The organism is Paenibacillus sp. FSL R7-0216 (assembly GCF_037969915.1).
Lineage (GTDB): Bacteria > Bacillota > Bacilli > Paenibacillales > Paenibacillaceae > Fontibacillus > Fontibacillus rhizolycopersici.
This window is the reverse complement of sequence record NZ_CP150222.1, coordinates 3,368,374-3,392,367: the sequence shown is the minus strand read 5'-3', so window position 1 is coordinate 3,392,367 and position 23,994 is coordinate 3,368,374. Positions and strand designations below refer to the sequence as shown.

Sequence of the window (23,994 nt, the reverse complement as noted above, 5' to 3'; positions counted from 1 at the left end):
ATGATTCATTGCGAAGGACTTGTCAAAATTTTTAAATCCGAAGATATCGAAGTCGTTGCGCTCCAAGGCCTGAACTTAACCGTAGAACAGGGCGAGATGATGGCGATCATCGGCAATAGCGGTAGCGGCAAATCGACGCTCTTGAACATCCTCGGCGGTTTGGATCGCCCGTCGGCAGGTCAGGTTACGGTCGGAGGTTGGGATTTGCTCAAGATCCGCGATGACCAGTTGGTGGAGTATAAACGGAATACGGTGGGCTTTGTTTGGCAAAATAACGCTCGCAACCTGCTTCCTTATTTGACCGCACTGGAGAACGTGGAAATGCCGATGCTGCTCACCGGCAAGCTGGATCGGGCTTATGCAAGAGAACTGCTGGAACGAGTGGGTCTGAAAGACCGAATGCATAACAAGCTGCATCAGCTCTCCGGCGGGGAACAGCAGCGGGTCGCGATTGCCATCTCGCTATCCAACCGGCCGAAGTTGCTGTTGGCCGACGAACCGACGGGTTCGGTCGACACGGCAACCTCCGATCAGATCATGCAGATCTTTCGCGAGGTGAATCGGGAGCTTGGAATCACGGTTGTCATCGTCACGCACGATTTAACGCTCGCAGGGAAAGTGGACCGCGTGGTCGCTATCCGCGACGGATTGACGAGCACTGAATTCTTGAAGCGGAATCCGAATCTCGATTTGGCGGCAGCGGAACTCGGTGCGGGCGGACTTCAGGAGGTTCACGAGGCCTTCGTCGTTGTCGACCGCGTGGGGCGCTTGCAGGTTCCGAAGGAATATTTGGAATCCGTCGGGATCAGCGGCCGGGCGAGCATGGAATTTGACGGGGAGAAAATCATTATTACCGCACCTAAATCATTGGAGGGGGATCCATCATGAGGTTGAAAAAATTATTATCCGTTTCGCTAGCGGCAACGCTGGCATTAGGCCTGCTGGCCGGCTGCAATGGCAGCAAGGCAGCGGACCCTGAACAGGAGAAAGTGCTGCGTATCGGCGTGCTTTATGGCAGTTACGACGATTCTTATTTCCGGCAGCAATATACCGATGTCTATGAGTTTACGCATCAAAACGTACGTATCGAGGTTGTGCCTGCCATCGACCAGTCGCAATACCGTTATCAAGATAACTCGCAGCCTTACGTGCAACCCGATTATCTGGATAATATGAAGAAAATTATGACGGGTAGCAATCCGGTCGACGTTGTCGTAACCGACACATCGGTGCTGAACCAACTGATCAAGGAAAATATGGTGAAGCAGCTGGATCCCTTGATCCAGGAAGACAAATTCGATACGTCCGACTATGTCCCGGCAGTCATTGACGGAATTAAGGATCTCGGGGAAGGCAGCTTGTACGCCTTAACGCCTAGCTTCTCTTCTTCGGCCCTGTTCTACAATAAAAAGATGTTCACGGATGCCGGCGTAGAGCCGCCAACCGATAACATGACTTGGGATGACGTGTTTAACCTGGCACGGCGGGTGGCTAAAGGGGAAGGTAAAGACCGAGTTTACGGATTCTCCTTCAACCGTTATGTAGGCAATGACCCGTTCTGGGATATGCAATACAGCTACGTCAACTCGCTGCAGTTGAAGACGTACGACGACAAAGCCGAAACGATGACGGTCAACACGCCGCAGTGGACCAAGGTTTGGGAAACGATCAGCAAGCTATCGAAAGACAAAGTAATTCCGGACAACACCAGCAATCCGATGGACGGTAGTGATTGGTCTTCGATCAGCAGCGATCTGTTCCTATCTGGGAAAGTCGCCATGACCATTGGCGAGAGCTACTACATCAATGAAATTTCCGATGCCAATAACAATGCTTCGAAAATCAAAAACTTCAAGCCCGTAGATTGGGATGTCGTGACTTTGCCGTCTCATCCAGAGAAGCCGGGCGTTGGCGGCAACATTTGGCTCAGCAATACGTTCGCAATTAACAGCGCGGCTCCGAATGCGGATACGGCCTGGGACTTTATCAAATTCATTAATGGAGAAGATTGGGCGAAATTGAAATCGCGCAGCAACTCGTATGAGATGCTGGCCCGTAAATCGTATATCAAGCCGAAATCCGGGCTCGATTACAATATCCAGGCGTTTTATTTGCTGAAGCCAACACCTCCTAACGATCCGAAGCAGGATAAGCTGATGAGCGAGAAACCGGGGCTTTACAGCGTGACGGACAGTGGGCGTAAGTTCTTCCAGGAGGTCCTGGAGAACAAGAAAACGCCGGCAGAGGCGCTCAAGGAATGGGAAGAAAAGGGCAACAAGATGCTGCAGGAGATTAAGAACAATCCGAAGACCCAATTCCAGGAGGATGGTACGCCATTCGTTCCGCAAGAAGGAGCTGCCGCTGACGGAACCATTATTAAAGGTTAATCCGCAGTTTCAGGAAAAAACAGAAATTACCAGAGCAATCCGAGGCCGCCGGGCAGAATCCGGCGGCTTTTTTTGTTAAGGTTGGGTATTCTATAGGCAAGGACAATTTGCTCTAGTTGAAGAAAGGATGGACGAAAAAGTCATGCGGTGGATCTATTTCAATAAATTGTACAGAACGAAATTCCAAGCCGGATGCCTGGCTCGACGATTGGAGCAAGACGGCTGGATCTACGGTTTCGACGACATGCGGCAAATTGAAATTTTTCGTTCGCGCAAGGGCAAATACGGCGTACGCTTCATTCCATAATGTATTGCTTGACGTGCCCCGCAGGAATCGTGTATATTATTAATTGTCGCTATTTATTGACGCGGGGTGGAGCAGCCCGGTAGCTCGTCGGGCTCATAACCCGAAGGCCGCAGGTTCAAATCCTGCCCCCGCAATCCAAGCTTCCCCGGGCCCTTAGCTCAGTTGGTTAGAGCGGTCGGCTCATAACCGATTGGTCACAGGTTCGAGTCCTGTAGGGCCCATACGCGCGAAACCTCTTGATAATCAAGGGGTTTTTGCTTTGTTCGGGGTTAGTTTAGCGGTAGTAGGCAAGTTTGGGTAGGGTAGAATTACTGTTTTGGTCACGCAAATGGTCACGAAGTTGGTTTATCCACAGGATTTTTGATACTTTTCATCTTTTCTTCGACCAGATCAACGGCGTCACGTTGCATGTCCGGAAGCAGGTGTGAGTAACGATCAAGATAAATTTGAACACTGCTATGACCGAGTCGTTCAGCACCAATTTTCGGATTGACTCCATTATTCAGAAGCATTGATGCGTGAGAATGACGGAGATCGTGAAAACGAATTTTTGGTAACCCGGATTTATTTGTCAGGTAGGCAAATGTTTCAGTAATACGACGAGGTTTAATCGGTTCCCCGTTCTCGTAGCAGCAAACTAGGTCATTATCCTGATACTTGTTGCCGAACTGCTCTTTGTTTGCCTTTATGACCTCTTTCTGCTGTACCAGATCATTTATGAGAAGGGAACCGATTGAGATCCTTCTCGTCGAGCTGGCCGTCTTGGTATCCTGAATAATTATACCCTCTGATGGTGTCCAGTTTACTGTCTGTTGGATCGTTAACGACTTTCCCTCCATATTTATATCCTTCCACCGCAACCCAAGTATTTCGCCTTTTCTCATCCCTGTGTGGATGGCTAATGAGTAGACGATATAATGAACATGCCCTTCAGCAATATTAAGGAAGTGCATGCATTGCTCCATCGTCCAGATTTTCATCTCGGTTTTCCGTAATTTTGGAGCTTCTACCTTCTCGATTGGGTTTGTTGAAATCATCTCCCACTTACTCGCCAATCGGAAAGCTTTCCTTAGAATTGCGTGTATATGCCTTACATAGTCTGGTGAATATTTTTTGGATAACTCATTGTAGAAACGAGCGATTGTCAAAGGCTTGATTTGTTGCACTCGTTGCTTCCCGATGACCGGGATGATCCGCTTGTTTACGATGGTAGACTCGACATCATACACTGTTGGTTTGTAATTAGGTTTTGCATATTCTTCAAGCCAAGTCTCTAGAAGTTCTTTAATTGTAATGTTGTTATCCGGTACATAGGTGCTCTTGCTCATCGAAGCGATCAGCTCTGCGCAAGCGTACTCGGCTGCTTGTTGAGTTGGGAATCCACCCTTTTTCTTTTGTCTACGTGCACCGGTTACAGGATCAGGAGGGATGTCAACTACAAATGTCCAGGTCGATCCTCTTTTAAAAGTGCGTCCTTTCATATAGCCTCCTCCTAAAATGCACCATAGAAGTGCAGGACTTCCTCGATCTCTTTCTTTTGAATCACAAACTTATGAACCGCGTTCCGGTACCTTGCCGCCAAACTGCTCAAACGCACACCAATTTTGTCGTCTCTGACGGTCATGTCGGCGAAAAGGACAGGTTTGCTATCATCGAAAACATCCAACTGGTTCTCTTCAATGCTTTCGAATGGTCCGTCAAGTGCAAAAATGATTTCGTCATGGTTCAGCATCGTTTCGGTATCAACCTCTACGATCAACTGAGAGGGAGCGTCGAATTCACCGGTTGGATCGTAATAAGCATAGATTTTCGTTTCAGGAGGCGGGGGGGTGCCGGCCGGCTCGGTATGTTTCCGTAGGCCGTGTTGCTTCGCAGCAGCCATCATGATCCCTTGGAATTCTCTTCGCTGGATCTGCTCAAGACGATCTCTCGCAAGCTTCATCGGCACCTGAAAAGTCGATGCCAGGTATTCAATGACATCGTTTTGCAGTATTGGAAGTCTGAGCTCATGGATCATATAAAACGGCATGGAAGCGTAGAGTAGAAACGCATTTGCGTCGGCTTCTTGAGCTTCAAGGAATAGTTCAGGCATTTTACGTTGATCACCTACGTGCCGGAGCACATGGCAGAGCTCATGGAAGAATACCATTCGAGAGCGAATTAGACTTTCTCGCTTATCGAGGATGATGACACCTTCGTTATTGTCTGAGAAGGATCTACAGATATCAAAACCAAGATCAACACCAAACATGGCTGCGATCCGGCTGATATCGAGGTCGTCAGCGGACAAAATTTGGTTCGAACGGTATTGATCATTGATCCATTGCTCGAGCACGGTTTCATGATAATGGGCGAATTTCATATGCAATCACCTCTATGTTGGGAATGTACGTTCGGTTTGTACTGGAAAAGAAAAGCCGTTTCCGGCTTCATATAAATTATGAGTTCTTTTCTTTATCAGAAGGCATATTCTGATTTGATGCGAAAAAACTTATGGTGTTTGGATCGGGCATCACATTATCTGATTTGATAATCATTGGCTGAGGCTTGTCTCTGCTACCGCTTCCGTTAAACACTCCGATTCGGATCATGGAAATTATCTCCTCAATAAGAATGTATGTTTGGTTAAGTGGTGAAAAAGAAGAGCCATTTCTGGCTTCTCGGATTGCTACTTTTTAATATCCTTCTTTGCTTCTTCAGCAGCTCTCCGTTTCATCTCACGGTACCGTTCCAAGGCAGCCTCCATTTCGGCTATTTCGTCAGGAGTGTATTTGTCTGGGCCGTCAAAGAAGGAGAGGCTGTTTTCTGTTTTTTTACGAGTACTAGAACGACCCAATAGATAATCAGCATCTACATCATACAAATCTGCCAATTTTGCTAGCGTTGTTGTATCTGGATCGCGGTAATCACGCTCATAATTTGAAAGAACAGTATTAGTGATCCCAAGCTTCTCTGCAACGTAAATCTGAGACCAACCTTTTATCTCTCTTTCCTTTTTTAATCTACTTCCCAAACTCATAGTAATACCGCCTTATTAATTTCTTACTAATAGAATACCAACATTTCACTGTGCGTTAAACAAATTCAACTAAAAGTTTAAAAAATCGTTGACTTCCACGTAAAGTGGATATAAAATAAATTTATTAGTTCAACTTTATGTGGAATAGAGGTGATATACATTGGAACTGCATGAACGAATTAAATTAATTAGACAGTCGAAGGGTATAACGCAAACTTTTGTCGCTGCCGAATCAGGAATGACTGTTTCTAACTACAATATGAAGGAAAATGGCAAACGTACAATTACAGCAAACGAAGTGGAGGCAATTGCGAAGGCCTTATCTGAACCAGTTGCTATTTTTTTTGATGAAGAAATCCACGAAAAGTTGAATGGCGGGCAATTCGTGGCTTCTGAAAAGAAGGAGGTTGTCTGATTGGACCACAACCTGGATCATCCGAACGGAAGGAGGTGGGATAGGTGGAAAAGCGGGATGAAGCAATGAAGGCCGTAATAGAAGCACTGGTCAAGGAGCTGAGTCGAGATCCAATTGCCCCGGAGATCGTGGTGGCTATCTCCAAGGCAATTGAAACTCTCGATGGCATTAATCCTCTTTCACGGCTTTAAGAATTTCTTGATACGCTTTGCCGACAGCTATTGCAGGTGTCTGGGCATCAGGATAGTAGTCCATTCTGAGGCCGTTGTTTTGAATTAATGCAATTAAGATTTCTTTTGCAATTTGCTTATCTTCCAAGATCAACACCTCCCTTCTGCAATGTGATCTGGACAATCCCATTTTAGCAGAAATTAGGAGGTACAACACGGAGGTAGGACCCAAGTTGAACCACAACCTACAAGACATCAAAGAGGTCCGCGAAACGAAGGACGCGGATGAGGTCAACCAACTGCTGAAAGAAGGCTGGGTGCTTGATTATCGCAGCCACGAACCAAGCCGCAGCCGATACGTACTCGTGAAATTCGAATAGGAGGGGGATCATGGCAAGAGCGCTTAAAACACCTTCCACCCTGGCTGAAGCACTAAGGCTGGCCGCTGACTTGGCCGAGCGTAATGAAAAGCTGGAGAAAGAACTGAAGGAGTTGCAATCATCGCAATATCCAGAAGTTCTTCAATCAAAACACATTCTTGAACTGATGGGATGGTCGAGACCTACACTGACATTTGCAGCAAACGATCCTACCTTCCCGCATCTGGATGGTTCTCGTAAAAAGGGAGATGGCATCCGCTGTTTGAAATGGGAGTTCTACGAATGGCTTAAATCGCGGGGGTGATGGGATGCGATTCAGATGGATGCGGCAAAGCTCTCGTTCTGGGTTGATCGCAGCGATCGTTACACGGGTGATGGTCAAGGGAATGTCGATGGAAGAAGCCCTAGACGTATCGTTGCCACACTATTCGGTTAATCCTGGAGCTCTATCACAGTTGGAACGAAAGCGGATCCTGCGGGATGCCTGGGAAGGAATTAAGAGAATAGAAGAAACCCGCCGGGGCGGTACCGGCCGCCGGCGGATGAGGGGATGACATGGGGAATGTTGTTTCTCACAAAACCATATTACAACAGCCCCATGTCCAAAAGCATCCCTCTTAATTGGACAAAGGAGGTAAATGTAAATTGGCAGTTGGACATTTTTCAACAGCACTCGAAGAGGTGCTTGATCAAACCGGGGATACCCTGGCTAAGGCGGGTAAGGCAGCTCATGTTGACGGATCGCTTATAGGAAAAATCCTCAAAGGTAGCCGTAAACCGACAGAGCCGGTCATGAAAGCGGCGGCACAGCACTACGATGACGGCAGGCTCTTCATTGCAGCAGCTGGAGAGATAACGGATGGGGCATTCGTCCCATGGCTAAACGGCGTTGATTTACATAGGACGAGCGTGCATATCAAGGTTTTGGAGGAAATCGGTGAAGCGCAGGAGGCTTTGCAACGGGCACCGATCACTAAGACCAGGGAGCAACTGGGGCAACAGGAGATGCTTAGGATCAAGGCGGCCATTATGGAGAGCATCGAAGCCATAACAGCTCTGATGCATTACGTGACGGTATTATGCCGGGAATATTGCTTCTCCTACTTTGGTGCATGGCGAGAACATCGCTCGGAGCTGAAGGCCAAAAAATATATGAAATGAGGGAATTAGGATGCAATCAAAGATGAGCTTGGAGGAAGAAGTGCGGTTTGTTGCTAGAAATGCGGCGAGAAATTTGCGGATGATCCAGAAGAACCCGGATAACGTATCACCGGACAAGCTGCAGAGCAACATCGACTACCTTGAGATGATGGTTCGCTTGCATAAGTCCGATCTGAAAGCGCAAAAAAACGCCCGGCGGGCAGGCCAGGCGCTTCGGTTGAGAACTCGTCAAAAGGCTCTCTTGTCGTTTATTTTACCCGATGGACGCCGGAAAAGCAAGGAGGGGACGGCGTGATTGAACAGGACAATCTCGAGCGCCTTATTGGCCGTAAATTGACTGAAAAAGAGCTGCGGACCATCGCATGGATTAACAGCTGGGAGAAGGAAACGAGTGGTACGGTCGCTCACCTGATCAAGACGGCGTATTTGAATGGGCGGCTGGATAAGAGCTTGAATAGCAAGGAATAGACAGGGCTTCGGCCCCGTCTCTCGGCGTCGGACGGTTTTCATAACCTTCTCCGTTCGGCGTCCAGAGATGCGGCTGACGCATCAATCCAACAGATAGGAGGACAAGCCATGCAGGTGATTCAGCGGCTGACAGTGGTCAGCAACCCGACGCGGGTCTTTGAAGTTGGTACCGAGATCGAGGGTCGGGAGGTTATTGAGATCAAGCAGTTCTGTAATGACGATTTCTCGGAGTTTTTGGTCTTGGATGAGAACGATAACCCGATCTCTAGCATCGAGAACTGCCCGGTCATCGTGGATTGGAAAACAATCGCGGTCCATGACGAAAAAGAAAACGACCCGCGGCAACGGGTCGTGTCTGGTACTTATTAATTTTTCTTGCCCTTATCGTAGCAGATCGGGGCGATACAGACAAGAGAGAGGTAATCCCATGGATGATCAGGACTTTTACATGGATGAACTGGACTGTGAAGAAGACCTCTTTTACTGGCCGACCGTGGAAGAGCAACTCGCCGAAGTCGGCATGAGCATCCGCGATTTCATTTGAAGGGAGAATGAACGATGGCAATGACCGTTGCGGCCCTGACTAAGGGCATGGAACGTCAGGATTGGTTGAAACTCCGGCAGAGGGGAATCGGCGGTAGTGATGCTTCTGCGGTGGCCGGTCTTAACCGGTATAAGTCTCCGGTAGCCGTATTTATGGAGAAAACCGGACAGGTCGAACCGGAAGAGGCTGGAGAGGCGGCCTACTGGGGAACACAACTCGAGGATCTGGTGGCGAAGGAATTCATGGCCCGTACCGGGCTCCGGGTGCAACGAAGCAATAAGATGTACAAGCATCCGGAGTATCCTTGGATGCTTGGGAATGTCGACCGACTGATTACCGACGAGCACAAGCGCCGCGGTGTATTGGAATGCAAGACGGCCAGTTCATACAAGGCGGACGAATGGCAAGGTGATAGAGTGCCGGATGAATACGCTATCCAACTACAGCATTACATGGCGGTATTGGGGGTCGATTATGGGTTCTTTGCAGTCCTGATCGGTGGCAATAAGTTCGAATATCGCTATGTAGAACGGAATCCCGGAATTATCGACTCCCTAATCAAGATCGAAGACGAGTTTTGGAACGGGAACGTTCTTAAGGGCATGCCGCCAGCACTGGACGGCAGCCAGGCTTCCGTGGATCTTCTGAATAAACTGTATCCTGAATCAAAGCCGGCTAGCGAGATCGAGCTTACGGCTGCCCAAGCTGAACTGGTTCTGAATCTCCATGCTGCTAAGGAGGATGCCAAGGCTGCTGAAGAGTTGGTCAAAGCATACGAGAACGAACTCAAGTCCATCATTGGCGAGAATGAAACAGCGCTATTCAAGGGCGATCCGGTTTTAACTTGGAAATCAAGTAACAGCACTAGACTTGACACAACTCGGCTGAAGAAAGAACAGCCGGACATTTATCAAAAATACGCTGTCACCTCGTCCTCAAGACGGTTTTTGGTGAAGTGAGGAGGATCTAAATGACAAACACATCATTGGAAACCAAGCTGCAGGAGAAGGCTTCTGGCAACAACGCACCAGCGAAACCGCAGGGGACAAGCCTTAAGTCACTGCTGAATTCACCGGCAATCAAGAAACGGTTTGAGGAGCTGCTGGATAAGCGCTCAGCTCAATACATGACTTCGATCGTTAATCTCTACAACTCGGACGCGATGCTGCACAAGGCAGAACCGATGAGCGTGATCTCATCCTGTATCGTTGCAGCGACGTTGGACCTCCCTGTGGACAAGAACCTCGGGTATGCCTGGATCGTTCCGTATTCCGGAAAAGCGCAGTTCCAACTCGGTTATAAGGGTTACATCCAATTGGCGCTGCGTACAGGACAATATAAGGCCATTAATGTTATTGAGGTTTATGAGGGCGAGTTAGTCAAATGGAATCCTTTAACGGAAGCATTGGAACTCGATTTCGAGAAGCGGAAATCAGATGCCGTTATCGGTTACGCTGGATACTTTGAACTAGTGAACGGGTTCCGTAAATCGGTGTACTGGACAAAAGACCAGATCGAATCCCATCGCAAGAAGTTTTCAAAGTCGGATTTCGGCTGGAAGAAAGATTATGACGCCATGGCAAAGAAGACGGTGATCCGAAATATGCTCTCCAAATGGGGAATCCTCTCGATCGAGATGCAAGAGGCTTACGGCAAAGAGATTGAAGCATCGCCAGCGAGCCAGGATGGTAATGATGACATCCCGATTGACCTGACGCCGGAGGATTACAGTGTTGGTGATGAGACTGAGAATCAGGCCAGCACACCTCAGGGCGAACTGGATTTTGAATGATGGAGAGCTTAACCAGCTCTCCGATAATGCGCAGCATGATGGGTGAGCGAATCTGGCAACTGATGGAGTCAGATCAGGAGGAGTTCAAACAGGAGACGCGGGCTTACTTCGCCCGGGCTTACCCGGGATGGACGGTGATCCGAGTTAAGTATCCCATCGTTTATTTGCGAGACGATAGAAAGCAAGTTTAGGGGATGAGCGAATGCCCGAAGGCAGTTACCCTTTTCCGATGTATTCAGGAATCTTGGAACATAGACATTACAAAAAAATAGGTTCAGCAATCTGGCTGTTCCTTTGGTGCATCAGCTCCACGACATCCGAGAAGGAAAAGGACGGAACAGTCTGGGGGATCGTCCTCGGGAATAAGCCAGTTAAGATAAGTGAATTGGAAGAAGAATTTGGGGTTTCAGACAGGACAATTCGATCATGGATCAAGACGCTCGAAGATAACCACTACATACGAGTCACCAGAGCGCCATACGGACTTATTTTCACCGTTCGAAACTCCAAAAAATTCAAAAACAGATCGGAAGATAAATTCCACTCTGACCAAGGAGATCGGCAAAATTCTTCCGATCTTGACAGTAGAGATCGGCAGGAATCTTCCGATCATCCGGAAGGAAACTTCCGATCTAAAAAAGATATTACAGAGATACACAATGCTGTTGTTGTTATCACTGATCCCGAGACCATTTTGAAACTTGCTCATGAGGTCGAAGAATACTTCTGCATGAGACGCGGCCAAGGTCTGAATGTCAGTGCTACGGATTTCGACGAAATCAAGAAGATGGTTGCAACAGGCATTCCGCTGGAGACCGTGAAGCGGAGCATCGACAAATCATTTGCAGAGTACAAGCCCAAGCACGCTTGGGACAAAATCAGGAACATGGCCTACTGCATCCCTCGCTGCCTTGACGAGTGGAGCAAATCGCAAGTGGACGAGTCCATAACCGATGGCGCGTTGCCGAACCGCCCGGTCGCCCGTGGATACTCCCCACGGCGGGGCCAACAGAAAGTGCAAGAGAAATTGGACAACTTGAGGCGGATTGCTCAGGAGGAGGAAAGTAAGCATGCACAGAGGTGAAGTTGCAAAACTGTTGATGCTGCTGGTTGAAAACTACCCAAACTTTGATGCGAGTGATAAGAACGTTGATCGCCATTTTAAATACCTTCATGATTTTCCCTTTGACCGGGCCGTGCAAAACGTCGACGAACATATCCGGACAAGCAAGTATCCGCCGAACATCGCGGAGATTCGCGGCAACCTTGGCGAACAGATCGAGCGCGACCGAATGAAAGCGAGGACCGCCGAATACTTCGCGGCGCGGGAAGAAGCAGCGAAGCAGGCATGTCCGCCGCCGCCCGGTTGGAAGGAGGCAGTCTATGCAAAACTCTTCGGTTCCGGAGACGATGCTTCCGGAGATGCCGAATGATTTAGGCGCCGAGTGTTCTGTACTTGGGGCAATCCTGATCGATCCGGAAACGCTGGAATATACCGAGTCGTTGGTGCCCGAGGCTTTTTACCATGCCGGCCATCAAATCATTTTCCGACGCATTGTAGAGTTGGCCGATGAGGGACAGCCGATAGATTTGGTTACGCTGACGGCTCGGCTCAAGGACCGAGGGGAGTTGGAGGATACAGGTGGCGTCAGCTACTTGGCCAAATTGGCGCATGCCGTACCGACCACTGCAAACATGGAATCATACGTAAAGTCGGTCCAAAGCAAGTGGATGCTCAGGGAGTTTATCCGGTCCAGCTCCCTTGTTGTCCAAGCGGCCGCGGCGGGAGAGGACATCCAACGCCTAGTCGTATCGGCACAGCAGGTAGCAACCACGCTGGCCGATCGGGCGGCACCGCCGCAGGACTTTAAGCGAATCAAGGACGTGGTCATAGAGGTCGTCGAGACGACTGAAGCCAAGTCCGAAGCGTTTAAGACCGGCAAGGTGACGGGCTTGGTGACTGGATATCGAGATTTTGACGGCATCACTGCAGGCTTGCAAAAGAGCGACTTGATTATCGTGGCCGCTCGGCCGTCCGTCGGGAAAACAGCATTTGCGCTGAACATCGCGCAGAATGTTGCGGTCCGGAGTTCGGATCCGGTTGCAATCTTTAGCCTGGAGATGTCCGCGCTGCAGCTCGTAGCCCGGATGGTTAGCGCTGAAGGCAACCTGGAAGCCAACCGGCTCCGGAATGGCGACATGGGTGAAGATGATTGGCTCAATTTGGCCGAAGCCGCCGGCGTTCTGGGTGCCTCTAACATCTTTATCGACGACTCCGCGGGGATCACGGTGTCCGACATACGGGCGAAATGCCGCCGGCTGAAGAAGCAGGAAGGTCTCGGATTGATTGTGATCGATTACCTGCAACTGATCGCTAGTGCCGGCCGTGGCCGCAGGGAGGAAAACCGGCAGCAGGAAGTGTCCGAGATTTCTCGGATGCTGAAGCACTTGGCCCGGGAACTGGACGTACCGGTCATCGCTTTATCCCAGCTGAGCCGGGGTGTGGAGCAGCGGCAAGACAAGCGGCCGATGATGTCCGACCTTCGGGAATCCGGTTCCATCGAGCAGGATGCCGATATCGTGGCGTTTCTGTACCGGGACGATTACTACAACCAGGAGAGCGAGAAGAAAAATATCATCGAAATCATCATCGCCAAGCAGCGGAACGGTCCGGTCGGGACGGTCGAATTGGTGTTCCTGAAGCAGTTCAATAAATTCGTTGATTACGATCGGAACCATATCGATCCAGGACCGGAGCCGCCAAGGCCGGAAAAACCAATCCCGGATATGCACCGACGAAAATGGGCGTCGTGAGGAGGGGGCGGACGTCATGCGTAATGAGGAACTTATTGATCCGTTTTTCCAAGAGGTTCCGTGGGAAGTTATCCACGATGATGAGGGCAAATTGGTCGGCGAAGTTTTTATCATAGATTTTTATTTACTACCGGCTGAGTTCGTGAAGGAAGAAGGGAAGCAAAATGATTCAATTCACCGTATACGGCGAGCCCGTCGCGCAGGGACGGCCGAGGTTCAGTACAGCCGGAGGGTTTCCAAAGGCATATGACCCGGCGAAGTCCCGGCATTATAAAGATTATATTCGTTTGGCCGCTTCGGAGCATGCACCGTCGGCACCGCTGGAAGGACCAATAGGCATGGTCCTGACGGTGTACCGCTCCACTCCGAAAAGCTTCAGCAAGCGGAAGGCGTCACTTGCTGAGGCAGGGGAGATTAAGCCGACAACCAAGCCGGACGTGGACAACTACCTTAAAGGCGTCAAGGATGCGCTGAAGGGAATCATCTGGCGGGATGACAGTCAGGTCGTTGATGTGTATGCCCGGAAGCGATACAGCGCCCGGCCGCGTATAGAGGTCAAAATCAAGGAATTATTCTAATTTTCTAAGAGGGGAAAGTGATAAGGGATGGGACAAGATTTCGCAAAGTTTTCCGCGGAAATTGCAAAGGGCATCAATATCAAGGAGTCGAATGTCGAGCTAAAGCTCCTGATTCCGCTAAAAGAGGCACAGAAGCACCTTGTATTTTTGAGTAGTAATCAAGGTGAGCCGGTTCATGTTTTTCTGGGTGACCCACAAGCGTCGCTTGATTTCGGCGAGGACGACCCAATGTATCAAAATCATACCGGCCGCTGGGTGACCGCTGATTCCTCCGGCGTTGTGACTAAGGTCGAAAAACCGGACGGCGAGGATGAAGACGAGAATCAGCAAACGTTATTCGGCAGGGAATCAGAACAAGAGGGCGACTCCGCAGGCGATGTGCATGAATGTACGGATCCTGCAGGCGGAGAGGGTGTCGGCGATCCGGAGCAAGCGGGCTCGGAGAATCGACTTGACGAGGATCTCCCGGGCTGGATGACGGATGGCGACGACGCCGGCGGGGATATGGAATTCACGGAGAGCGGCAGCGGGCAGGTGTCGGATGATCCTGAAAATGAATTGACTGACTATGAACGAGAAATTATGGGTGAGGTTGAGATCAGCAAGGAAGCGCTCGAAGATTTTATCATCAAGAATCGGCCGATATTCGCGGACCTGGACGTCGACCTGGATTTCCCTACGTTGTTGGAAAAGCGTCGGAACGGTGAGACGTGGATGGGGATTTCTAAAGAAATTGGGATCCCGAGTAGCCAACTCAATTCCAAATTTCGCAAATATAAGGACCATGTGAAAAAGCTGATGAATGGCGGGGGAGCGGCGTAAGCCGCTTCCTTCCATACCCCGGGTCATCCCGATCCGGGAGGGCCGGTTGCGGCCGGGTGACCAAACGTATGATCTTATCTATCGGAAAGGAGGACTTGATTTGGCCGGAAAACAGTATGCCGATCCGGATTTTTACGAAAAAAAACTGGCGAAGGTCATGGAACGCTTCGGCGCCAACGAGTACAACTACGACTGGGGCCGACACGGTGGCTGGGTGGAGTTCCGATACCGCGGGCAACTTTACCGATTTGATTATTCGGTAGAAAAGGCAAAATCCAAGGGGCAAACGATTAAGTATGGCAGCGACGCCTTTGCACAGATTGTCTTGGCACTGGAGGACTTGGCCAGGCTGGTCGAACGCGGGCTGTACGATCTGCAGAACTGGATCGAAGGCATGCGGTTCCTTCCACCTCCGGTAGTCATTCCTGAATTCTTCCGGGAACTTGGTTTCGAAAGCACTCCCGGGGACATCGCAGAAGTAGAAGACCGGTTTCGAGCGTTGGCAAAGCAGCGGCATCCTGATGTGTTGAAAGATGACGGTACGTCGTTCAAACGGCTGCTGTCGGCAGCGGAACAGGCGAAAAGATACTTTAGCCAGGAGGGATAACCATGACCGAACAGGAACGCCGACGTGTATTTCAAAAAGTGAAGTCATTTTCAAACAATAAGTTCTGGAACTGGATGAATTTCATCCATTCCCGAGCTTACGCGAAAGCAGCTCAGCATTATGAAGAAGCCATGGCCATCGTGCTGCAACCCAAGCAAGCCGCGGCGGTTACGGCCAAGGCAACGGAAATTCGGGAAAAGTGGGACGGAATGGCTACGATCACGATGGATGAAACGGAAGGGATGGAATTGAGCAAAGTGGGGGTGTAGGCGGTGGCAGTCAGGACGAGGGAGAGAAATGTAACACCGGTGCCGCGGCGGGATGTTGAAGCTCTTACTCGCGGGAGCGGTCCGGTGATTGAATACAAATTGTCTCCGGAAGAACTGGAGAAATACAGGGGAGGTTTGGGAGAAATGGCCAAAGGAGTAAAAGCTGAGATCAATATGACCAAAGAGCAGTACCTGCAGAAAAGATTGAGCGGGGAGACCAGAACTCAGATTTTCAGAAAGTTGGGGGTTGGCCAGCCGACCTTTTATGGTCTGCTGAAAGAGTGGGGGATTAGGGAGGTAGATGCTGAGGAGCGGGAATTGGAGCTTTTGGCGCCGGCGCGATTGACGCCGAAAGCCGAACCCCTTGCGGAAGAAAAACACTCTGATATGCAGGAACAGGCATTGGCAGAGCTGCAGGCAGCCGTTGCTCTTTGGAAGAACGATGCCGAGCGTAAGGACGAGTATATTGCTGATCTTGAAGGTGAACTGAAAAAGGCTCGTGAAGAAGCGGAGAGCGTTCAGAAGCGATTCCAGGCTGTTTCAAGGGAGCAGGCCGATGAAATCTCACAGTTGAAGGATGCTTTGTCTGGAGCTGCTGTTATTTCCGATCAAGCCGGCGTGCGGATCGCGGAGCTGGAGGATGAAATCGGGCGTCTGAAGAGGGAACTTTCAGTAGCGGGCCAGGCCAGTAAGGTTTTAGCACCGGTTTTTGGCGATTCGGTCACGCTGCACGTTCCGATTGTAGCCGGCACGGATCCTGTCCGGGAGCGGTTGAATGTGTACCGCGGGCTGGATGCCCTCGGCGGAACGTTTGAATCGGCCGGCCTGGACCGGGAGCGGATCATGCGTGAGCTATTCGAGTTGCTGCAGACGGTTGTTGGTTTCGTGGCCACGGATCTTGCGGAGCTGCTTCCCGGCCAGGATGTGACGGATCATGTACAGCGGTTTTTCTGGGCACATAATCAGCAGGTGTTTGGATCCCAACAAGAAGCGGTGTGAACCGGTAGCTTCGGTGGGATTACACCATTTTGACAGGGGGAATAATCTTGAACAACAAACCATTAACTCGGCGCCAGGCAGAGGCGCTGGAATTCATAAAATCATTCGTAGCCGGTAAAGGATATCCGCCGACCGTCCGGGAGATCGCCGACCACATGCAGTATCAGTCGTCCTCCACTGCATTTCAGTTACTGGAGGTTTTGGTTCACAAGGGATTTATTAAGAAGGGAAACAGGCCTCGTGAATTACAGATCGTTGGTTTCGAAACCGGAGCAGAAAAGGATAAAGAGATCGCCCGGCTACGGGAGGCATTGGTCGAGGCAAGAGGCGATTTCGAATACATTCTTAGCTGGAATACCTTGCCTGAGACGTTGGTAACATGGGTTAAAACGGCTATGGCTTCGATCATTGAAGAATTGGGAGAAGGTGAACCCAATGTTGGACAAGGGGCTTGATGTGAAGCACTGGACGCCGGAACAATTGGCCGAACATCTGAAGAAGATCGGCGCAGACGGACCGCCACCACCACGTAAACGGCCGGACAATACCATAACGGCCCCGCAGAAAGGACATAACGGGAAATACATCAAGAAATGGGGCGGCGGTTAAAGTTGCAAAAGCAAAGACCCCCAAAACCTGGCAGGGCGCGGGGGTCAATCGGAAAATGTTTCCTCACACAGATTATAACATGAGTGAGGGGATCGCGATGGGGAAAAGACGTAGAAATCCACTTCAGTTAGCATTCAACATCATGCCGATCGATGAGGCTGCTACTCGTGCGGCTATTGAGGAACGTCTCGAAGAAGTCCGGCAATACCGTCAGATTGGATTCGTCCGGCGGGAAGCGGCTATGACACCAGCCTATTCCCCACGTTACCACGGAGCAACGAATCAGGTAAGCAAACCGACGGAGAATATTGCGACTTGGAATGTAGACAAGGAAGCCGAATTGAAGGAAAAAGATAGATTGTTGGAGATTGCCATGAACAAGTTGTCTAGTACCGAGCGGGAAGTAATTGAGCGGTGCTACTTGGATGACGAAGGAGAGTTTGATTATATTCTTTGCGGCGAGTTAGGAATGAGTGATCGAAAGTTCAGGTATATAAAGGCCGGCGCTATTTTCATTCTTGCCGCTGCGATGGGTCTTGAAGTATTTAAGGACACTAAAGATGTGGTGGTGTAAATCGTTTCCGGTTTATTGCCGGAAAAATTCCGAATTGTTGCCGTTCGTTGGACATTTTGAGTGTTATATTTGTATTGTGGAAATCAGGCGAGAATGACACGCACGGCCGCATGAATGCGGCATTGAAACCGGGGCGTAACTCTTCTCGCCGTTTTCTGTTAATTAAACTTTGGAGCTGTTTCCGCTATTCTATTCGGAAGATCTTCGAAAGCACTAACAAGGCCTTTCCAGAAACCAATAACTGCTACGAGAATCAAGAGAACCAAGACTGCTCTCTTTATGTAATCTTGAGTTTTATCCAATACTATTCCTCCTTTCATAGAATTTCACTACTTCCAGAATAACCCTTTTAATGAATAATATCAAAAAAAGTTAGGAAGAAGGAGAAAATCGAAGTTATGGGCTTTAATTAGCGGTGAATCAGAGAGTTAGCTTTTTGACTCTATTTTCTGCAGCTCGTTAAAATGGTCTTTTCATTCCTCTCTAGTAACTAAGTACGTTATCTTTTAAGCAAAGAGCGAAGCGTTTTTGCTGCGGCCGGTACGGTCGCAATGCTCTGGAGGATCTCTTTGCAGGTATGAACTGAATATAGAATCCGAAGTCGCTCCTTTTCCGGAGCGGCTTTTTTATTTTATCGAACGGAGTGTGATGGATCGTGAATATCATCAATTGGCTGATCAGGGTTACTTATGGCAGAGCTGATTCGCCAAGGAAGCGGGGTGAGCGGAGACATGGCTGAGAAACGGATTAAGCTTCAACGGTTACAATCTATACCAAAGCAGCCAGAACGGTGTAAGGGATGTATTTGGGGCCGATGGGAAGGGACGAAACAGTTTTGTACGAAGCAACAGTGTATTAAGAAGGGAAATACTTCCTGATGTCGAAATTAATGATGCAGGAGGTGCACTTTATGTCCGATAACAAAAAATGTTTTGTAATTACGCCTATAGGTCCTGATGATTCAATAATAAGAAGACAAGCAGATGGTGTAATTGATGCAGTTATAGAACCTGTTTTGAATGTGTTAGGAATCGAGACTGTGGTTGCTCATAGGATCAGCGAAAGTGGGTCTATAACTCGGCAAGTAATCGAACATGTTATAAATGATGATATGGTTGTAGCAAACTTAACAGGTTTGAATCCAAACGTATTATATGAATTAGCTATACGCCATTCTGTAAGAAAACCAGTTGTACAAATATGCGAAAAGGGGACGCCACTTCCTTTTGATATTAGTGAACAACGTACAATCTTTTATACTAATGATATGAAAGGAGTGCTAGAGCTTAAAGATTCCTTTGAAAAAATGATCGATGAGGCATTAATTGACACGATGCCTGATAATCCAGTTTATAGAGCGATTAAAGCAGATAGTATTATTCAGAGTGTCGAAGTTCCTGAAGCTGAAAAATATCTTATTAACAGACTGGACAGCCTAGAACAAAAAATTTCAAATATGTTTTATTCAATATCGTCTGAGAGTACTAATTTTAGAAAACTGACCACTAGAAATGAAGCGAAAAAAATTAAGGAGTTACTTCTTTCTTCAAATCTTATTAACATTGAAAATGGGATGTTTACAACTAAAGAAGTTGAGGAATATCTTAATAAACATGGTGTTTATATGGAAAGACCTATACTTAGAAATTTTATCATTGAAATATTGGATGAAATGAGAAATGAAATTGTTGAATTCCGAAAAGCCCCGTAGAGGGCTTTTTCTTTGATCATATGACGAAATAGGAGCCGATTTCAGGCGTTCATCCACTGAACGTTCGAATACAGGCAGAGCTACATAAAAGGGCAGGAAGGGGCCGCAGCGTTGCTGTACAGTCCTACTTTTGCATGCCGTACTTGGAGACCATCTCAACACAAAGGAAGACTTCTAATAGTAAAAAAGGTACTGATTTATGTATAATTGTTCTAAGAGGAGGGCGGGGAACTACCTATGATAAAAAAGAATTGGAAACTGATAGTTATTGCTATACTTAGTCCGATTATATTAAGTCAAATTATTCGGTTACCTTTGGGAAATTGGACTATAGGAAATGAGGAATCGTGGATTGGTTTTCTTGGAAGTTACATAGGAGCACTAATAAGTGGAGTTATAACACTGTTTGTCTTTGTAAAGACAATAGAATATTATCGTGAAACGGATCAAGCAGAAAAGGAAAAACAAAAAGAACAAAACAGGATGTCTATTATGCCATACTTAAAAGTTACTGGTGGCACCGCAGACAATTCTGAAACTATAGATACCTTCATTGGGAAATCAAAGACTGAACCAAATTTTCAGTTTGAAACTATTTTTGAAATTGAAAATATTGGCCTGGGTAGTGCTATCGGAATTTTGGTTGAATCGGATGATAGTGTTTTATGGAGCGGCGTGAAAGGTATTGCGTTGGCAGTTGGGAATAAAACAGTTTTTAAACTGTCTATGGAAATGGATTACAACGGTAAAGGTATTTTAGAAACTGTTTGTGAGCTGAGATTTTCTGATCTAATAAACAACCAATATACTCAGACAATATACCTAGCGGCATTTCCTGTAAAGGAAGGCGTAAATAATTGGATGCAAATTATTGAAGTCTCCTCTCCTATTCATAAAGTTGTTATTGATACCTCAGCTAAGATGACATAGTCACGTACGCTGATCACTCGAAAGTCCGGAGCGCGAATTCGGGCTTTTGTTTTTTGTCCGCGGGATCTTTACGTATTGGCCGGAGTAAGCGACTAGGATTTATGCCTCTCCAAATTCTTCCTTGACCGTAACTCATATATCGTCAGATACTGAAAGATGATGTACATAATAACGGGAGGCGGTTCGTTGGTGGGCAAGAGCAAAAGTGGAACTCCATTTGAAGTCTCTGTGATGGAAATTCAAAGATTAATTGATCCCAACTCCAGCGTCAGTCATGATGAAAAAATAATAGACAAATATGGTCATCCTCGTCAGTTTGATGTTGTTATAAGAGGGGAATTGGGAGGTCGAAAACTTCTAGGGGTGATTGAGTGTAAAGATTGGAAGGCAAAAGTCGATCTCCCCGTGGTTGATGGATTTATTACTAAAATGAGAGATATCAATGCAAATTTTGGGTTAATTTTTTCTAATTCTGGATTTACTGATAGAGCAATTGAAAAGTGTGCTAAGAATGACATTGGAGTAAAGTCTCTTCTTCAGAACGATAAACTAGACACAAAAGTGAAATTCGAGTATCACGTGTATTTAAAGTGCTACGATTGGAAAAACCTTAATGTTAGAATCTTTGGCATTGGTCCATATATCTGGGATCCAGAAACTACCCTTAATGATTTGTTTATAAGAGAGCAGAATTTATTAGAATGGTTCCAACATCATTTAGACTCAATAGCCCTATTAGATAATGAAGGGCCATATGAAAAAGAAGTGAAATTTAAGTCTCCGCAAGTTGTTCAAGTACACGGACAGTCATTGCTTGTTCAACGTTTAATTTTCATGGCAACAAGGGTCATGCAACTAAAACATACCAATGTTGATATTAAAGGCGATGGTATTTATGATTGGGCCGAGAACTCAATGTCATTTCCAGTGAACTGGACGATTGAAATGAAGGTACCCAATGATCCAAGTAAATGGGAGGACTACAACGGACCAATCCGAGAAGGTTTTGATATTAGATTTGGAACATCTGCTCTCCAGTATTATAAAGATTACCCGCCTCTTAATATTGAAGAATTATAAATTAATAGGAGCTGTCAAGCTGCTCATTGAGCAGCTTTATCTTTTGGAAAAGGAGAATCCACATGAATATTCAAACAATCCCGGTAGACCGTATCAACGTAGCAGCCTACAACCCGCGCGTCGATCTGCGGCCGGGCGATGCTGAATATGAGAAGTTAAAGCAATCGATCCTTTCATTTGGCTACGTCGAGCCGATCGTCTGGAATGAGCGGACCGGCAACATGGTCGGCGGGCACCAGCGGTATAAGATTATGGTTAACGAGCTTGACCACACGGAGCTTGAGGTTTCCGTTGTCAACTTGGACGACGAGCAGGAGCGGCTGCTCAATCTGGCGCTGAACAAAGTCTCGGGCCGGTGGGATGAAGAGGCGCTCGCCAGGCTGCTGGCGGAGCTGCAGGAGTCCGGGGCGGATTTGGGGCTGTCAGGGTTTGAGGAGGAAGAGATCGGTGATCTGATCGTGGCGTTGCCGGACATACCGGACGTGGATCAGCCGGTGGTTGAAGATGATTTCGACGTCAATCAGGCGCTGGAGGATATCGATGAGCCAGAGACACGTAGCGGAGATGTGTGGCAGCTCGGCCCGCATCTACTTATGTGCGGTGATGCGACGGATCCGGTAGATGTCGCCAGGCTGATGGAGGGCTCAAAAGCTGCGCTGGTGGTGACAGACCCACCGTACAATGTTGCCGTGGAGAGCGACTCGGCCCGCCTGGCCGCTGACGGCCGGAGTAGCATAATGAACGACGACATGCCCGCGGAGGATTTCGCGGGCTTTTTGCATGCCGTTTTTCAGAAATACGTGGGGGTTATGGTGCCGACGGCAGCGATCTACGTTTTTCACCCATCGTCCTATCAACGGGAGTTTGAAGATGCAATGAATGCAGCAGGTATTGTCGTTCGGAGTCAATGCGTCTGGGTAAAGAACGCGGCGTCCTTCGGCTGGTCACAATACCGCTGGCAGCATGAACCGGTATTTTACGCGCACCTGAAGGGCAAAGCGCCGGCCTGGTACGGTGATCGCCGGCAGGCAACAGTATGGCGTGCCGGCCTGCCCGGGGAACCCGCGGAACCGTCAACGGTCTGGGAAGTTTCCCGCGGCGATGTCGGCAAATACGTTCACCCGACGCAAAAGCCGCTGGAGCTGCTGGCCATCCCGATTCGAAACAGTAGCCATCGGGGGGACGTCGCCGCTGACTTTTTCGGCGGCAGCGGATCCACGCTGATGGCGTGTGACCAGCTCGGCCGGATCTGCCGGACGATGGAGCTGGATCCGAAATTCTGTGACGTCATAAAGAAACGGTACCAGGTAGCGACCGGCATCGAGCCGGTCCTGCTGCACCGCAACGAACCCGCGGCATAAAAAAAAGGAGGACGCGCGAACGTCCTTCCTTTGGCCCAGGGTATCCCCCGGCTGAGATAGCGGCCCGCCACGCGTGGCATTTTGCAGATATCCGCTATCTCGACACCATTCTACATGGAAGCCGAGGGGAACAGCAATGAGAACACCAGAAGAAAAAGACATCCTGCTGCAGCACGAGCTCGCGGTGATGGAAGGGATATTGGAGTCGAAAGCGCAATACCGTAAGATTGTTAAGGCCGGTATCGCCAAGTGGGTTAAGGACTTTCAGGACGGCCGGATTGAGATTAAGACGGTGGATGACCTAAAGAAGTTGATTGAAATTGATATTGAGCTGCAGAAGGATGAATTGTAATTATCTAGTCCTGTCTCTAGCCTCTATACCTAGTCTTTTACCTTCGGGCAGCTTAGCATATAACCCACTTATCCTCTTTTCTCGGGATATTCTATCTTCAATAATGAAATTAATTAAATCGAATAGTTGCAAGGCTATCTCTTGATTGTCACGGAGATCAAGTTCGCCAGGATGTACCGCTTCATTTCCAATTACACGAACAATATCAAGGGCTTTTTGAACTGCAGTTGGTAAACCTTTGCTTACAAGGGAACCGATATCTTTATTAATATCTTTTCCTGATTCTCCTAATTCGATCATGAGTTTTTGGACACAGAGTCTAAGTAATGCAGCGGCTCCTCTGGGAGAACGATTAACTATGTCTCTCGCTTCATCAAAATCATCAGATAATGTTTCAGGCATATCGGGATGAGGTAAAGGCGCGTTTGTTGTGAGTGGATAAATCATCCTTGAACCTAACCAATAAGAAGACTTGTGACACAGATTACAACGGCATACATTGAGATCCGTCTCACTATAAACGCTTGTACCACCTATTTGCCTTGGAGCTTGCCACGTTTGTTGTGTCAATACATTACAAAAAGGGCAATGAAAAGCTGGTGACATAAGTTTGGGTGGGATATATTTTACCTCCACAACAATCAA

General features: G+C 48.2%; 37 protein-coding genes and 2 tRNA genes. 32 read left to right on the top strand and 7 right to left on the bottom strand.

Going from position 1 to position 23,994, the window contains the following annotated elements:
• The 5 genes from MKZ15_RS15645 to MKZ15_RS15625 all read left to right on the top strand — a co-directional run bounded on the left by MKZ15_RS15645 (position 1) and on the right by MKZ15_RS15625 (position 2,915).
• Positions 1-888 carry an ABC transporter ATP-binding protein gene (locus MKZ15_RS15645; protein WP_155607717.1) on the top strand — a complete coding sequence of 296 codons (888 nt, stop codon included), beginning with the start codon at positions 1-3 and terminating at the stop codon, positions 886-888.
• Positions 885-2,387 (top strand): extracellular solute-binding protein, encoded by a 1,503-nt coding sequence (locus MKZ15_RS15640; RefSeq protein ID WP_213622591.1) that lies wholly within the window; start codon positions 885-887, stop codon positions 2,385-2,387. The genes MKZ15_RS15645 and MKZ15_RS15640 overlap by 4 nt, the downstream gene beginning before the upstream one ends.
• Positions 2,388-2,529: 142 nt before the next feature.
• Positions 2,530-2,694: a hypothetical protein gene (locus tag MKZ15_RS15635; protein WP_167521270.1), complete on the top strand. Its 165-nt coding sequence runs from the start codon at positions 2,530-2,532 to the stop codon at positions 2,692-2,694.
• 60 nt (positions 2,695-2,754) lie between these two features.
• Positions 2,755-2,828 (top strand) — tRNA-Met (locus MKZ15_RS15630).
• Between the two features lie 13 nt (positions 2,829-2,841).
• Positions 2,842-2,915: transfer RNA gene (locus tag MKZ15_RS15625), tRNA-Ile, on the top strand.
• 111 nt (positions 2,916-3,026) lie between these two features.
• Here MKZ15_RS15625 and MKZ15_RS15620 read toward each other — a convergent pair.
• From MKZ15_RS15620 to MKZ15_RS15605, 4 genes are all read right to left on the bottom strand, one after another.
• The gene (locus MKZ15_RS15620; RefSeq protein ID WP_339816855.1) at positions 3,027-4,175 is read right to left on the bottom strand and encodes a site-specific integrase; all 1,149 of its coding nucleotides are present in this window, start codon (positions 4,173-4,175) and stop codon (positions 3,027-3,029) included.
• 11 nt (positions 4,176-4,186) lie between these two features.
• A complete protein-coding gene (locus tag MKZ15_RS15615) occupies positions 4,187-5,056 on the bottom strand; it encodes an ImmA/IrrE family metallo-endopeptidase (protein WP_339816854.1) in 870 nt (289 codons plus the stop codon).
• Positions 5,057-5,132: 76 nt separating this feature from the next.
• Positions 5,133-5,285, bottom strand: coding sequence for a hypothetical protein (locus tag MKZ15_RS15610; RefSeq protein ID WP_339816853.1), 153 nt, complete (start codon positions 5,283-5,285; stop codon positions 5,133-5,135).
• Positions 5,286-5,362: 77 nt separating this feature from the next.
• On the bottom strand, positions 5,363-5,713 hold the full coding sequence (locus MKZ15_RS15605; RefSeq protein ID WP_339816851.1) for a helix-turn-helix domain-containing protein: 351 nt from the start codon (positions 5,711-5,713) through the stop codon (positions 5,363-5,365).
• Positions 5,714-5,873: 160 nt separating this feature from the next.
• Between MKZ15_RS15605 and MKZ15_RS15600 the strand changes: the two genes are divergently transcribed.
• Both MKZ15_RS15600 and MKZ15_RS15595 read left to right on the top strand, forming a co-directional pair.
• A complete protein-coding gene (locus tag MKZ15_RS15600; protein WP_339816849.1) occupies positions 5,874-6,128 on the top strand; it encodes a helix-turn-helix transcriptional regulator in 255 nt (84 codons plus the stop codon).
• Positions 6,129-6,172: 44 nt separating this feature from the next.
• Complete coding sequence (locus MKZ15_RS15595) at positions 6,173-6,319, top strand: hypothetical protein (protein ID WP_339816847.1); 147 nt, start codon at positions 6,173-6,175, stop codon at positions 6,317-6,319.
• On the opposite strand, the gene MKZ15_RS15590 is transcribed toward MKZ15_RS15595, so the two are convergent.
• Positions 6,297-6,446 carry a hypothetical protein gene (locus MKZ15_RS15590; RefSeq protein ID WP_339816845.1) on the bottom strand — a complete coding sequence of 50 codons (150 nt, stop codon included), beginning with the start codon at positions 6,444-6,446 and terminating at the stop codon, positions 6,297-6,299. The genes MKZ15_RS15595 and MKZ15_RS15590 overlap by 23 nt on opposite strands.
• Before the next feature lie 85 nt (positions 6,447-6,531).
• Here MKZ15_RS15590 and MKZ15_RS15585 point away from each other — a divergent pair, with 85 nt between their 5' ends.
• From MKZ15_RS15585 to MKZ15_RS15490, 20 genes are all read left to right on the top strand, one after another.
• Positions 6,532-6,678, top strand: coding sequence for a hypothetical protein (locus tag MKZ15_RS15585; protein WP_339816843.1), 147 nt, complete (start codon positions 6,532-6,534; stop codon positions 6,676-6,678).
• Between the two features lie 10 nt (positions 6,679-6,688).
• Positions 6,689-6,982: a hypothetical protein gene (locus tag MKZ15_RS15580; RefSeq protein WP_339816841.1), complete on the top strand. Its 294-nt coding sequence runs from the start codon at positions 6,689-6,691 to the stop codon at positions 6,980-6,982.
• 4 nt (positions 6,983-6,986) lie between these two features.
• Positions 6,987-7,232 carry a hypothetical protein gene (locus MKZ15_RS15575; RefSeq protein ID WP_339816839.1) on the top strand — a complete coding sequence of 82 codons (246 nt, stop codon included), beginning with the start codon at positions 6,987-6,989 and terminating at the stop codon, positions 7,230-7,232.
• Positions 7,233-7,323: 91 nt separating this feature from the next.
• Positions 7,324-7,839 carry an XRE family transcriptional regulator gene (locus MKZ15_RS15570; RefSeq protein WP_339816837.1) on the top strand — a complete coding sequence of 172 codons (516 nt, stop codon included), beginning with the start codon at positions 7,324-7,326 and terminating at the stop codon, positions 7,837-7,839.
• Between the two features lie 10 nt (positions 7,840-7,849).
• Complete coding sequence (locus MKZ15_RS15565) at positions 7,850-8,134, top strand: hypothetical protein (RefSeq protein ID WP_339816835.1); 285 nt, start codon at positions 7,850-7,852, stop codon at positions 8,132-8,134.
• Entirely contained in the window at positions 8,131-8,307 is a 177-nt protein-coding gene (locus MKZ15_RS15560) for a hypothetical protein (RefSeq protein WP_339816834.1), read from the top strand. The genes MKZ15_RS15565 and MKZ15_RS15560 overlap by 4 nt, the downstream gene beginning before the upstream one ends.
• Before the next feature lie 108 nt (positions 8,308-8,415).
• Entirely contained in the window at positions 8,416-8,676 is a 261-nt protein-coding gene (locus MKZ15_RS15555; RefSeq protein ID WP_339816833.1) for a hypothetical protein, read from the top strand.
• 189 nt (positions 8,677-8,865) lie between these two features.
• Positions 8,866-9,810 (top strand): YqaJ viral recombinase family protein, encoded by a 945-nt coding sequence (locus MKZ15_RS15550; protein WP_339816832.1) that lies wholly within the window; start codon positions 8,866-8,868, stop codon positions 9,808-9,810.
• An 11-nt stretch (positions 9,811-9,821) separates the two neighbouring features.
• The gene (locus MKZ15_RS15545) at positions 9,822-10,643 is read left to right on the top strand and encodes a recombinase RecT (RefSeq protein WP_339816830.1); all 822 of its coding nucleotides are present in this window, start codon (positions 9,822-9,824) and stop codon (positions 10,641-10,643) included.
• A gap of 202 nt (positions 10,644-10,845) precedes the next feature.
• A complete protein-coding gene (locus MKZ15_RS15540) occupies positions 10,846-11,727 on the top strand; it encodes an HTH domain-containing protein (protein WP_339816828.1) in 882 nt (293 codons plus the stop codon).
• Positions 11,714-12,076 (top strand): replicative helicase loader/inhibitor, encoded by a 363-nt coding sequence (locus MKZ15_RS15535; protein WP_339816826.1) that lies wholly within the window; start codon positions 11,714-11,716, stop codon positions 12,074-12,076. The genes MKZ15_RS15540 and MKZ15_RS15535 overlap by 14 nt, the downstream gene beginning before the upstream one ends.
• Complete coding sequence (gene dnaB / locus MKZ15_RS15530) at positions 12,027-13,457, top strand: replicative DNA helicase (RefSeq protein WP_339816825.1); 1,431 nt, start codon at positions 12,027-12,029, stop codon at positions 13,455-13,457. The genes MKZ15_RS15535 and dnaB overlap by 50 nt, the downstream gene beginning before the upstream one ends.
• 164 nt (positions 13,458-13,621) lie before the next feature.
• Positions 13,622-14,035, top strand: coding sequence for a RusA family crossover junction endodeoxyribonuclease (locus tag MKZ15_RS15525; protein WP_339816823.1), 414 nt, complete (start codon positions 13,622-13,624; stop codon positions 14,033-14,035).
• Positions 14,036-14,062: 27 nt separating this feature from the next.
• Positions 14,063-14,857: a hypothetical protein gene (locus tag MKZ15_RS15520; RefSeq protein ID WP_339816822.1), complete on the top strand. Its 795-nt coding sequence runs from the start codon at positions 14,063-14,065 to the stop codon at positions 14,855-14,857.
• A gap of 100 nt (positions 14,858-14,957) precedes the next feature.
• Complete coding sequence (locus MKZ15_RS15515; protein ID WP_339816821.1) at positions 14,958-15,464, top strand: hypothetical protein; 507 nt, start codon at positions 14,958-14,960, stop codon at positions 15,462-15,464.
• A 2-nt stretch (positions 15,465-15,466) separates the two neighbouring features.
• On the top strand, positions 15,467-15,733 hold the full coding sequence (locus MKZ15_RS15510; RefSeq protein ID WP_339816818.1) for a hypothetical protein: 267 nt from the start codon (positions 15,467-15,469) through the stop codon (positions 15,731-15,733).
• A 3-nt stretch (positions 15,734-15,736) separates the two neighbouring features.
• Positions 15,737-16,732: a hypothetical protein gene (locus tag MKZ15_RS15505; protein ID WP_339816816.1), complete on the top strand. Its 996-nt coding sequence runs from the start codon at positions 15,737-15,739 to the stop codon at positions 16,730-16,732.
• 47 nt (positions 16,733-16,779) lie between these two features.
• Complete coding sequence (locus MKZ15_RS15500) at positions 16,780-17,187, top strand: hypothetical protein (protein WP_339816815.1); 408 nt, start codon at positions 16,780-16,782, stop codon at positions 17,185-17,187.
• Positions 17,168-17,341 carry a hypothetical protein gene (locus MKZ15_RS15495; protein WP_339816814.1) on the top strand — a complete coding sequence of 58 codons (174 nt, stop codon included), beginning with the start codon at positions 17,168-17,170 and terminating at the stop codon, positions 17,339-17,341. Before MKZ15_RS15500 ends, MKZ15_RS15495 begins: the two co-directional genes overlap by 20 nt.
• Positions 17,342-17,438: 97 nt before the next feature.
• Entirely contained in the window at positions 17,439-17,915 is a 477-nt protein-coding gene (locus tag MKZ15_RS15490; protein WP_339816812.1) for an ArpU family phage packaging/lysis transcriptional regulator, read from the top strand.
• A gap of 158 nt (positions 17,916-18,073) precedes the next feature.
• Here MKZ15_RS15490 and MKZ15_RS15485 read toward each other — a convergent pair whose 3' ends face one another.
• Positions 18,074-18,217 carry a hypothetical protein gene (locus MKZ15_RS15485; protein ID WP_339816811.1) on the bottom strand — a complete coding sequence of 48 codons (144 nt, stop codon included), beginning with the start codon at positions 18,215-18,217 and terminating at the stop codon, positions 18,074-18,076.
• 608 nt (positions 18,218-18,825) lie between these two features.
• On the opposite strand from MKZ15_RS15485, the gene MKZ15_RS15480 reads away from it, so the two are divergent.
• The 5 genes from MKZ15_RS15480 (at position 18,826) to MKZ15_RS15460 (ending at position 23,349) form a co-directional block, all read left to right on the top strand.
• The gene (locus tag MKZ15_RS15480) at positions 18,826-19,626 is read left to right on the top strand and encodes a hypothetical protein (protein ID WP_339816810.1); all 801 of its coding nucleotides are present in this window, start codon (positions 18,826-18,828) and stop codon (positions 19,624-19,626) included.
• A 237-nt stretch (positions 19,627-19,863) separates the two neighbouring features.
• Positions 19,864-20,556, top strand: a complete 693-nt coding sequence (locus tag MKZ15_RS15475; RefSeq protein ID WP_339816809.1) for a hypothetical protein — start codon at positions 19,864-19,866, stop codon at positions 20,554-20,556.
• 189 nt (positions 20,557-20,745) lie between these two features.
• Entirely contained in the window at positions 20,746-21,636 is an 891-nt protein-coding gene (locus MKZ15_RS15470) for a restriction endonuclease (protein WP_339816808.1), read from the top strand.
• Positions 21,637-21,698: 62 nt separating this feature from the next.
• Positions 21,699-22,997: a site-specific DNA-methyltransferase gene (locus MKZ15_RS15465; protein ID WP_339816807.1), complete on the top strand. Its 1,299-nt coding sequence runs from the start codon at positions 21,699-21,701 to the stop codon at positions 22,995-22,997.
• A 136-nt stretch (positions 22,998-23,133) separates the two neighbouring features.
• Positions 23,134-23,349: a hypothetical protein gene (locus MKZ15_RS15460; RefSeq protein WP_339816806.1), complete on the top strand. Its 216-nt coding sequence runs from the start codon at positions 23,134-23,136 to the stop codon at positions 23,347-23,349.
• Here MKZ15_RS15460 and MKZ15_RS15455 read toward each other — a convergent pair whose 3' ends face one another.
• Positions 23,350-23,985, bottom strand: a complete 636-nt coding sequence (locus MKZ15_RS15455; RefSeq protein WP_339816805.1) for a DUF4145 domain-containing protein — start codon at positions 23,983-23,985, stop codon at positions 23,350-23,352.
• Positions 23,986-23,994: the final 9 nt, after the last annotated feature.

Excerpts from the sequence above, each read along its gene's own strand:
- MKZ15_RS15535 (WP_339816826.1), top strand. The coding sequence starts at position 11,714 with ATGCACAGAGGTGAAGTTGCAAAACTGTTGATGCTGCTGGTTGAAAAC.
- MKZ15_RS15615 (WP_339816854.1), bottom strand. The coding sequence starts at position 5,056 with ATGAAATTCGCCCATTATCATGAAACCGTGCTCGAGCAATGGATCAAT.
- MKZ15_RS15465 (WP_339816807.1), top strand. The coding sequence starts at position 21,699 with ATGAATATTCAAACAATCCCGGTAGACCGTATCAACGTAGCAGCCTAC.
- MKZ15_RS15605 (WP_339816851.1), bottom strand. The coding sequence starts at position 5,713 with ATGAGTTTGGGAAGTAGATTAAAAAAGGAAAGAGAGATAAAAGGTTGG.
- MKZ15_RS15635 (WP_167521270.1), top strand. The coding sequence starts at position 2,530 with ATGCGGTGGATCTATTTCAATAAATTGTACAGAACGAAATTCCAAGCC.
- MKZ15_RS15645 (WP_155607717.1), top strand. The coding sequence starts at position 1 with ATGATTCATTGCGAAGGACTTGTCAAAATTTTTAAATCCGAAGATATC.
- MKZ15_RS15620 (WP_339816855.1), bottom strand. The coding sequence starts at position 4,175 with ATGAAAGGACGCACTTTTAAAAGAGGATCGACCTGGACATTTGTAGTT.
- MKZ15_RS15545 (WP_339816830.1), top strand. The coding sequence starts at position 9,822 with ATGACAAACACATCATTGGAAACCAAGCTGCAGGAGAAGGCTTCTGGC.
- MKZ15_RS15490 (WP_339816812.1), top strand. The coding sequence starts at position 17,439 with ATGGGGAAAAGACGTAGAAATCCACTTCAGTTAGCATTCAACATCATG.
- MKZ15_RS15510 (WP_339816818.1), top strand. The coding sequence starts at position 15,467 with ATGACCGAACAGGAACGCCGACGTGTATTTCAAAAAGTGAAGTCATTT.
- MKZ15_RS15640 (WP_213622591.1), top strand. The coding sequence starts at position 885 with ATGAGGTTGAAAAAATTATTATCCGTTTCGCTAGCGGCAACGCTGGCA.
- MKZ15_RS15540 (WP_339816828.1), top strand. The coding sequence starts at position 10,846 with ATGCCCGAAGGCAGTTACCCTTTTCCGATGTATTCAGGAATCTTGGAA.
- MKZ15_RS15580 (WP_339816841.1), top strand. The coding sequence starts at position 6,689 with ATGGCAAGAGCGCTTAAAACACCTTCCACCCTGGCTGAAGCACTAAGG.
- dnaB (WP_339816825.1), top strand. The coding sequence starts at position 12,027 with ATGCAAAACTCTTCGGTTCCGGAGACGATGCTTCCGGAGATGCCGAAT.
- MKZ15_RS15565 (WP_339816835.1), top strand. The coding sequence starts at position 7,850 with ATGCAATCAAAGATGAGCTTGGAGGAAGAAGTGCGGTTTGTTGCTAGA.
- MKZ15_RS15475 (WP_339816809.1), top strand. The coding sequence starts at position 19,864 with ATGATAAAAAAGAATTGGAAACTGATAGTTATTGCTATACTTAGTCCG.
- MKZ15_RS15555 (WP_339816833.1), top strand. The coding sequence starts at position 8,416 with ATGCAGGTGATTCAGCGGCTGACAGTGGTCAGCAACCCGACGCGGGTC.
- MKZ15_RS15495 (WP_339816814.1), top strand. The coding sequence starts at position 17,168 with ATGTTGGACAAGGGGCTTGATGTGAAGCACTGGACGCCGGAACAATTG.
- MKZ15_RS15610 (WP_339816853.1), bottom strand. The coding sequence starts at position 5,285 with ATGATCCGAATCGGAGTGTTTAACGGAAGCGGTAGCAGAGACAAGCCT.
- MKZ15_RS15480 (WP_339816810.1), top strand. The coding sequence starts at position 18,826 with ATGTCCGATAACAAAAAATGTTTTGTAATTACGCCTATAGGTCCTGAT.
- MKZ15_RS15520 (WP_339816822.1), top strand. The coding sequence starts at position 14,063 with ATGGGACAAGATTTCGCAAAGTTTTCCGCGGAAATTGCAAAGGGCATC.
- MKZ15_RS15575 (WP_339816839.1), top strand. The coding sequence starts at position 6,987 with ATGCGATTCAGATGGATGCGGCAAAGCTCTCGTTCTGGGTTGATCGCA.
- MKZ15_RS15525 (WP_339816823.1), top strand. The coding sequence starts at position 13,622 with ATGATTCAATTCACCGTATACGGCGAGCCCGTCGCGCAGGGACGGCCG.
- MKZ15_RS15460 (WP_339816806.1), top strand. The coding sequence starts at position 23,134 with ATGAGAACACCAGAAGAAAAAGACATCCTGCTGCAGCACGAGCTCGCG.
- MKZ15_RS15550 (WP_339816832.1), top strand. The coding sequence starts at position 8,866 with ATGGCAATGACCGTTGCGGCCCTGACTAAGGGCATGGAACGTCAGGAT.